The organism is Thioclava sp. UBA3469, from assembly GCF_002378135.1.
GTDB classification, from domain to species: Bacteria; Pseudomonadota; Alphaproteobacteria; order Rhodobacterales; family Rhodobacteraceae; genus Thioclava; species Thioclava sediminum.
Window position 1 is genome coordinate 25232 of the sequence record NZ_DFRG01000210.1, and the last position, 8125, is coordinate 33356.

Annotated in this window: 7 protein-coding genes and 1 pseudogene; 5 read left to right on the forward strand and 3 right to left on the reverse strand. The window is 63.8% G+C overall.

Annotation, left to right across the window (positions count from 1 at the left end):
- Positions 1-162: 162 nt before the first annotated feature.
- Positions 163-789: a 5'-nucleotidase C-terminal domain-containing protein gene (locus B3D39_RS15250; protein WP_274963039.1), complete on the reverse strand. Its 627-nt coding sequence runs from the start codon at positions 787-789 to the stop codon at positions 163-165.
- Entirely contained in the window at positions 786-2078 is a 1293-nt protein-coding gene (locus B3D39_RS15255; RefSeq protein WP_274963038.1) for a metallophosphoesterase, read from the reverse strand. Before B3D39_RS15255 ends, B3D39_RS15250 begins: the two co-directional genes overlap by 4 nt.
- A 234-nt stretch (positions 2079-2312) precedes the next feature.
- On the opposite strand from B3D39_RS15255, the gene nudC reads away from it, so the two are divergent.
- Positions 2313-3344 (forward strand): NAD(+) diphosphatase, encoded by a 1032-nt coding sequence (gene nudC, locus B3D39_RS15260; RefSeq protein WP_274963037.1) that lies wholly within the window; start codon positions 2313-2315, stop codon positions 3342-3344.
- A 64-nt stretch (positions 3345-3408) separates the two neighbouring features.
- A complete protein-coding gene (locus tag B3D39_RS15265) occupies positions 3409-3876 on the forward strand; it encodes an SRPBCC family protein (RefSeq protein WP_078546384.1) in 468 nt (155 codons plus the stop codon).
- A gap of 11 nt (positions 3877-3887) precedes the next feature.
- Here the strand turns inward: B3D39_RS15265 and B3D39_RS15270 are convergent, their stop codons facing one another.
- The gene (locus tag B3D39_RS15270) at positions 3888-4745 is read right to left on the reverse strand and encodes a prephenate dehydratase (protein ID WP_078539653.1); all 858 of its coding nucleotides are present in this window, start codon (positions 4743-4745) and stop codon (positions 3888-3890) included.
- Positions 4746-4949: 204 nt separating this feature from the next.
- On the opposite strand from B3D39_RS15270, the gene B3D39_RS15275 reads away from it, so the two are divergent.
- From B3D39_RS15275 to B3D39_RS15285, 3 genes and pseudogenes are all read left to right on the forward strand, one after another.
- On the forward strand, positions 4950-5498 hold the full coding sequence (locus B3D39_RS15275; RefSeq protein WP_078519577.1) for a c-type cytochrome: 549 nt from the start codon (positions 4950-4952) through the stop codon (positions 5496-5498).
- Between the two features lie 152 nt (positions 5499-5650).
- On the forward strand, positions 5651-7567 hold the full coding sequence (locus B3D39_RS15280) for an extracellular solute-binding protein (RefSeq protein WP_274963036.1): 1917 nt from the start codon (positions 5651-5653) through the stop codon (positions 7565-7567).
- 32 nt (positions 7568-7599) lie between these two features.
- Positions 7600-8125, forward strand: a pseudogene (locus B3D39_RS15285) (microcin ABC transporter permease); the annotation flags it as partial.

Below are 8125 nucleotides of genomic sequence, written 5' to 3' on the forward strand. Positions count from 1 at the left end.
TTCGTTAATCCGTTTTCGCCCCGATCCTGACCGGCGGCGCGCGGGGGTAAACTCAAACCGCGCGCGCCATGCGAACAGGCGGGGCGCTCACGGTTCCGTGATTAAGTTTTGGGCGGGGTGCTGTAAGAATGCAAGAAAATTAGGCGCGGCATCGGCGGGCGCTCAGAGCGAAATCTCCAGGGGCAGAAACCCATTCGCGTCGACCGGCCCGGAAGACGCGCGCAGCCCCGCCTGTTCCAGTTCGCAGAGATAGGCCGCGGCACCGGGACCCGTATGGTAGAGCGCGCGCGCACCGGGCAGGGGAGAGAACCGCCAAATCGGGGGCGCGTCGAGATGCAGCGGTCCCTCCTGCGCATCGATCTCTTCGAGCAACAGGTCGCGCACCAGCACCGGCTCCGGATCGATTGGAACGGGACGGCCTCGCCGCTTGAAGCCGCCGCCGCCCGACAGGCGGAAATCATTGCTGACGACGATGAAGCGGTCGGTGTTGCTGATCCGAGCGCCCTCATGGCGCAGGTCGCGGATGCGCCCGGGCGCGGCGGGGCGCAGGCTGCCATCGGGGCGGAAACGCGGGGGTTGAGAGAGGTCGATCTCGTAGGTGATCCCCGAGATCACGTCGAAATGGTAGCTCGCGAAGGTGAGGTCGCAGAGCATCCGCAACTGCCCGTCGGGATGCTGCTGGTTGTAGATCGAGGCCGCCTGTTCGAGCCAGTCGCGCAGCTCCGCGCCGTTCAGCTCCACCGCGCCGACCGTATTATTGAACAGGTAGATGTCGTCGACATGGCTCATCCGAAGCGGGCCGGGGGGATGTCGATGAAATGGGCAGATCCCGCCGCGCCGCCCGATTTGAAGCTCGACGCAGCGCCGAGGAGGGGCAAATCCGCCTCGGGGCGACCGGCAAGCCGTTCGCGGGCGAAGCGCCGTTTCGCCGCGCTGATCAGCGCGAGCGTCCGGTCCGGTGCGATCTGCGTGAAATAGCTGTGCAGCGGCTCCGCAGTGGTGCCGATCGGGCGGCGTATGTGATCGAGCGTGCGGCGATGCGCGCGATCGGAGGCGGCAAGCACCGCCGCGCTGTCCGGCCCGGTCTCCTGCTGCGCCGGGCGCAGTTCCGCCCGATGCGCTGCGAGTTTCCAGCCGTTCTGCGTTTGCTCGAGCACGAGGTCGAGCACCCCCAGATGTGTTCCGCGCGCCCCCGCATTCAGCGCGGGCTTGCCGTGAAGCGTGCCGAGAACGGGGTCGATCCCTGCGAAGGCCGACCGTGTGGCATCGGGAAAGCCGTGATGGTCATGCCCGGCGAGCACCACGTCGATCCCGTCGAGCCGCGCGACCGCAAGCGCCGCCCGTTCGGCAGAGTGTTCGGGGTCTTGCGATTTCTCGTCCCCCGGCGGCAGGGGCGAAATCCCGGTATGGGCGAGGGCGACCACAAGATCGGCGCCCGAGGCTCGGATCAATTGCAGCTGAGCCTCCGTCGCCTCCAGGAGCGAAGAGGTCGAAAGCTCGGCCCCGGGTCGGGTCTCGAGCCAAGCGAGGCTTGGGGGCGGCAGCACGCCGATCACCGCGATGCGCAGGGTCTGCTCGGTGCCGTGACTGTCGAGCAGGCGGCGTTCGAGCATCGCCCAAGGCCGGATCGGCGTGCCGATGGAGGCGCTCAAATTGGCGCAGAGCATGGGAAATTTCGCCGCTTCCAGCGCTTGAGCGAGCGGCCCGATCCCGAAATCGAACTCGTGATTACCAAGCGCCGCCGCGTCGTAGCCCAGAGCGTTCATCGCCGCGATCATCGGATTTTCGCCATCGTGGCTGCCTGCGATCTTGCATGGCTCGCTCCAGAGCTGCGTCAACGGCGTGCCCTGAAGGAAATCGCCGCAATCGAACAGAAGGCAGTTCGGGGCTTCGCTGCGCGCTTGCGCGATTTCCGAGGCCAGCGCTGCCAAGCCTCTGCGTGGGGCGGGGCGGTCGTTGAAGTAATCGTAGCCCCGAGCTTGACCATGCAAATCGGTCGTCTCAAGAACCCTCAGCGCGAGTGTGACGCGCTGATCCGAAAACTGGCCGGGCCAATCCCGGTCAGACAGTTTTCCCATATGATCCCCTTGGCCCGAAATTGACCTTTTATCGTTGTAATGCCGCCTTTTGGCGGTCGCGTGTCCCCATACGCAACCTAGAGTAGAGGTCAGTCATTTGCCAAGTTTTAAATTGACGTAACGTACTCGCGAGGTAAGGCGGGTGGCGAATGTGGCCGATGCGCGTCACCTGATCGGCACTGGTCTCGGGTCGGCGGCTCGTGGCATGGGTAGGGCGTTCCGCAGGAGTTTTTCATGCCGCCCGATTCCCTCGCCGAGACCCAGCAACCGATTTCGCAGCCCGCCCGACTGTATCAGGGGCGCGTGCTCGATCCGCGGGGATTGGCCTTTGCCGAAGCGCCGGGTGCGCTCGAGCGGGCGGCCCATCTGCGAGGCAATGCAGAGCAGCTCGCGGAGCTGCGCGCAGGAGAGACTGCGCGGGTGATCGCGCTTTGGCGCGGCCGTCCGCTGTTCGGACCCGAGGGGCTGCATCTTCTGCGCGCGGGCGAGGCGGCGCTCGAGGCGATGCCGGGACCGGAGATTTTCCTCGGGCTTCGCGACGGGCTTGCGCTGTTTTCCCGCGATGTGTCGGCGTTCGAGCCTGATGGCGAACGACCCGATGGGGCTGCCTTCTTCGACGCCTCCGAGCAGCGTCATCCCGATCTGCCCGACGATATCGTCTTCGCCGAGCTGCGCGGGCGGATGGGGTTTCTCAGCCCGGTCGAGGCGGAGATCGCCGCCACCGCGCGCGGGCTCGTGGAATGGCACCGGACGCATCGCTTCTGCTCCACCTGCGGCGCCGAGAGCGAGCCCGAACAGGCGGGCTGGCACCGGCGCTGCCCGGTCTGCGAACGTCACCATTTCCCGCGCACCGATCCGGTGGTCATCATGCTGATTACGCATGGCAACCAGCTCTTGCTGGGACGCGGCCCGCATTGGCCCGAGACGATGTATTCCTGCCTCGCGGGGTTCATGGAGCCGGGCGAGACGGTGGAGGCCGCCGTGCGCCGCGAGGTCTTCGAGGAAAGCGGCGTCGAGGTGGGCGAGGTTTCTCTCGTGGCCTCGCAGCCCTGGCCGTTTCCGGCCTCGCTGATGCTGGGCTGTCGCGGCGTGGCGACCACCACCGAGATCACCATCGACCCGGTCGAGATCGCCGATGCGCGCTGGATCAGCCGCGAGCGGCTGCTGCAGGTGGTGGCAGGGCGCGATCCTGAGATATCTGCGCCACGCCAAGGCGCGATTGCCGGTTGGCTCATGCGTGAGTGGCTTGCAGATCGGCTGGAATGAGGCCAGTTTGCGCCGCACGGTGCGCCACTCCCCGGCCTCCGATCTGCTCTGAGGACCCCGCCATATGAAATTGTCGACCCGCACAGATATTTCCGCGCCCGCCGGTTTCGTCTTCGAGCGGCTCGCGGATTTCGGCAGCTTCGAGCGGGTGGCGATGCGGCGCGGGATCACCCTGAAACGGCTCGACACGCTGAGCGAACCCGGCGCAGGCATGTCCTGGGATATCGGCTTTCGCTTTCGCGGCAAGCAGCGCCAGATGATCACCGATGTGAAGCAATTCGAAGTGCCGGAGCTGATCGTCTACGAGGGCGTGTCGAACAGTTTCGAGGCGGTGATGGATTTCGATCTGACCGATCTGTCGAAGACGCGCACGCGATTGTTGGTGGGGTTGGACCTGAGGCCGCGCAGCCTCGGCGCGCGGCTGATGATCCAGTCGGCCAAGCTCGGCAAGGGCAATCTGGAACGCCGCTTCAAGGAGCGGATCGAACAATTCGCGCAGGATATCGAGCGTCAGCACGAGAAAAGCGCCTGACGCCCTGATCCTCAGCCGTCGCGTTCGGGGGCGGCCGGATAGACGCCCAGAATTTCCAGATAGCTGGTGAAGTAGTCGAGTTCTTCGAGCGCACGCGCCAGCGCCGGATCGTCCGGGTGGCCTTCGACATCGGCGTAGAACTGGGTCGCGGTGAAATGCCCGCCGACCATGTAGCTTTCCAGCTTGGTCATGTTCACGCCATTGGTCGCGAAGCCGCCCATCGCCTTGTAGAGCGCGGCCGGAATATTGCGCACCCGGAAGACGAAGGTGGTCATCATCTTCTCGCCGCGCGGGCGGGTGTCGGGCTCGGTGCCCATGATCAGGAAACGCGTGGTGTTATGCGCGTGATCCTCGATATGGCGGGCGAGGATGTTGAGGCCATAGGTCTCGGCGGCCATGTCGGAGGCCAACACGCCGACGCTGCGGGTCTGCGCCTGCACGAGTTCGGCCGCTGCGCCCGCGCTGTCGGCGGCCGCCTCGCCACGGATGCCGTAGCGCGCGAGGAAGCTCGCCGCCTGCGGCAGAAGCACCAGATGCGCGCGGACCTTTTCCAGCTCCTCGATCTCGACGCCGGGCAGGGCCATCAGGCTGATATGCACGCGCACGAAGGCCTCATCGAGAATATGCAGCCCCGATTCCGGCAGCAGGCGGTGAATGTCGGCCACCCGCCCGTAGGTCGAATTCTCCACCGGCAGCATCGCGAGATCGGCATCGCCTTTCTTCACGGCGGCGATCACGTCCTCGAAAGTGCGGCAGGGGACCGGCTCGAGGTCCGGGCGCGCGTCGCGGCAGGCCTGATGCGAATAGGCGCCCAGCTCGCCCTGAAAGGCGATCCGACCGGTTTTCGGCGATTGTCCTTGGCGGCTCATGTGCAATCCCCCGCACTGATCTTGTCTTGCGCCCTGCCTAGCCCGTGCCCGCGCGGAAGGGAAGGGCCGGGGCGCGGGAGGCTCACGCTGCGTCATTCATTATCCACCCTCTGAAAATCCGATCACATCTGGTAAAGTTCCCTTGATCTGAAAGGCCCTGTGCGGATAGATGCGCGGGACGACGACGCATATCAGGGACGAGACATGTTCAATACCATGACCTTTACCAAGGCGGCGGGCGCGTTTCTGGGCGCGTTGCTGTTCTTCCTGCTCACGGCCTGGGCCTCGAGCGCGCTCTACACCGTTGGCGAGAGCCACGACGCTTCGGGCGGCAGCGAGCACGAAATGAAGGACATGATGTCCGCAGCCCCCGGTGATCTGCTGGCGACTGAGGACGCAGGCGATGGCGCGGCTCAGGAAGAGGAAGTCGCCCAGATCGAGCTTGGCACCGGCGACGCGGCCAAGGGCGAGAAGATCTTCGGCAAGTGCAAGGCCTGCCACTCGATGGAAGGCAAGAACGGCGTTGGCCCGCATCTCGATGGTGTGGTCGGTCGCGCGGTCGCCTCGGTCGGGGACTTCTCCTATTCGGACGCCCTCAAGAGCCACGGTGGCGAATGGACGCTCGAAGCGCTCAACTCGTGGCTGGAGAACCCGAAAGACTACATCCCGGGCAACAAGATGTCCTTTGCCGGTCTGAAGAAGCCCGAAGACCGCAACGACGTGATTGCCTATCTGCAAGAGAATTCGAACTGAGGCAAATCCCTCTCGAATCTTCTCAAGGCCGCCTCTTTGGGCGGCCTTTTGCATTTCCCGTCCTGCTTTACAGATTCGTAACTTGCTCCCTGCGCACTTAGGCTTTTAGCTAGGCAGACGCGAAAACGCTTTGGAGCAGGGAGCAGGTGTGCATGGCAAAAGCGCGAGTGGCGAGTAAAGCGATCGATACGGATTGGACGCAGGTGGCGCCGCGCGCGCTGAGCGGGCTGGTTGCAGCGGGTCTGATCTGGGCGGGACTGGCCTTCGGCGCACATGCACAAGACAGCACGCAAAGCGGCGACACGATCACCTCCTACGGGATCGCGACGCTCGGACATCTGAAATATCCCGCCGATTACACCCATCTCGATTACGTCAATCCGGACGCGCCGAAGGGCGGAGAAATCTCGGAATGGGCGCCGGGCGGGTTCGACAATTACAATCCCTATTCGATTCAGGGTCGGGCCGCCGCGCTCTCCTCGGTTCCGCTGGAATCGCTGATGGAGGGCACCGCCGACACGGTGGGGGAACTGTATTGCCTGCTCTGCAAGAGCCTCGAATATCCGCCGAGCAAGGACTGGGTCGTTTTCACGCTGCGCGACGGGATCAAATTCTCCGACGGCACGCCGCTGACCGCGCAGGATGTGGTCTTCTCCTATGAACAGTTGCGCGACAAAGGGCTGAGCTCCTTCCGCGCGGTGATCGCCCAGCAGGTCAAATCGGCCGAGGCGATCGACGACACGCACATCCGTTTCGAATTCCAGCCCGACTACCCGCGCCGCGACATCATCCAATCGGTGGCGTCGCTGCCGATCTTCTCCAAGGCGCAGTTCGAGAAGGAAGACATCGACCTGTCGCAGACCTCGCCGGTGCCCTTCATCGGCTCGGGGCCGTACGTGTTCGACAGCGTCAAAAGCAATCGCGCGATCACCTGGAAGCGCAACCCGGACTATTGGGGCAAGGACCTGCCGATCAACAAGGGGCGCTCGAATTTCGACAAGATCCGCGTCGAGTATTTCGGCGATTACCAGTCGGCCTTCGAGGGCTTCAAATCCGGCACTTATACTTTTCGCAACGAGGCGAGTTCGATCATCTGGGCCACCGCCTACGACTTCCCGGCGATGCAGTCGGGCGAGGTCGTGAAAGCGGAACTGCCCAACGGCAATATCGCCTCGGGGCAGGGCTTCGCGATCAATCTGCGGGAGCCGAAATTCGACGACATCCGCGTGCGCGAGGCGCTGGGGCTCGTCTTCAATTTCGAATGGTCGAACGAAACGCTCTTCTACGGCCTCTATGATCGGGTCGAAAGCTTCTGGGAAAATTCCAAGCTGCAGGCTCAGGGCAAGCCCTCGGACGCGGAGAAGAAAATCCTCGAACCGCTCGCCAAGGACCTTCCCGACGGTGTCCTGAGCGACGACGCGGTGATCCAGCCGGTCTCGGGCAAGCGCCAGCTCGACCGCAAGAACATGCGCAAGGCGGCGAAGCTGCTTGAAGAAGCGGGCTGGGTCGTCGGCGATGACGGCATGCGTCGCAACGCCGAGGGCGAGAAGCTGACCGTCGCGATCCTCAACGACAGCCAGACCTTCGACCGTGTCATCAACCCTTATGTGCAGAACCTGCGCGCGCTCGGCATCGACGCGAGAATGGATCGCGTCGATGACAGCGAATATGAGAACCGCCGTCGCAGCCACGACTTCGACATGATCACCACCCATCTGGGTCAGGACGAAATCCCCGGCTCGAACCTCCAGCAATATTTCGGCTCGGGCTCGACCGATGACGTGTTCAACGCGATGGGGCTGAAGAACCCCGCGATCGACAAGATGATCCGCATGGTCGAAGAGGCGAATACCGAAGAAGAACTGCTGCCGCGCGTCCATGCGCTGGACCGCAGCCTGCGCGCCCTGCGCTTCTGGGTGCCGCAATGGTTCAAACCCACCTATACGGTCGCTTACTACGATATGTACGATCACCCGAAAAACTTGCCGCCCTACGCTCTGGGAGAGTTGGATTTCTGGTGGTATGACGCCGACAAGGCCAAGAAACTGAAAGCGAGCGGCGCACTCTGAGCGACCGCCGATAAACGAGCAGAGGGCCGGACATGGGCGCCTATATCCTGCGGCGATTGCTGATGGTGATCCCCACCTTGTTGGGAATCATGATCATCAACTTCACGCTGACGCAATTCGTCCCCGGCGGGCCGATCGAACAGGTCATCGCCCGCGTACAGGGCGAGGCGGATTCGATGCGCAATATCTCGGGCGGCGGGGATGCGGGTACGCAGAACCAGGGCGGCGTCGAGGATAGCGGCTATCAGGGCGCGCGCGGCATCTCTCCGGAGCTGCTCAATCAGCTCGAGGTGCAGATGGGCTTCGCGCGGATCGTCTGCGATGATGGCTTCACCGGCACGCCCGATCTGGCGGACCCGGCCTGCCACAAGGAGAAGATCCCCGCCTGGCAGCGCTTCGCGATCATGATGAAGGGCTATCTGACCTTCGATTTCGGCAACAGCTTCTTCCGCAACGAGAGCGTCGTGAACCTCGTGATCGACAAGATGCCGGTCTCGATCACGCTGGGCCTGTGGTCGACGATCCTCGCCTATATCATCTCGATCCCGCTCGGCATCC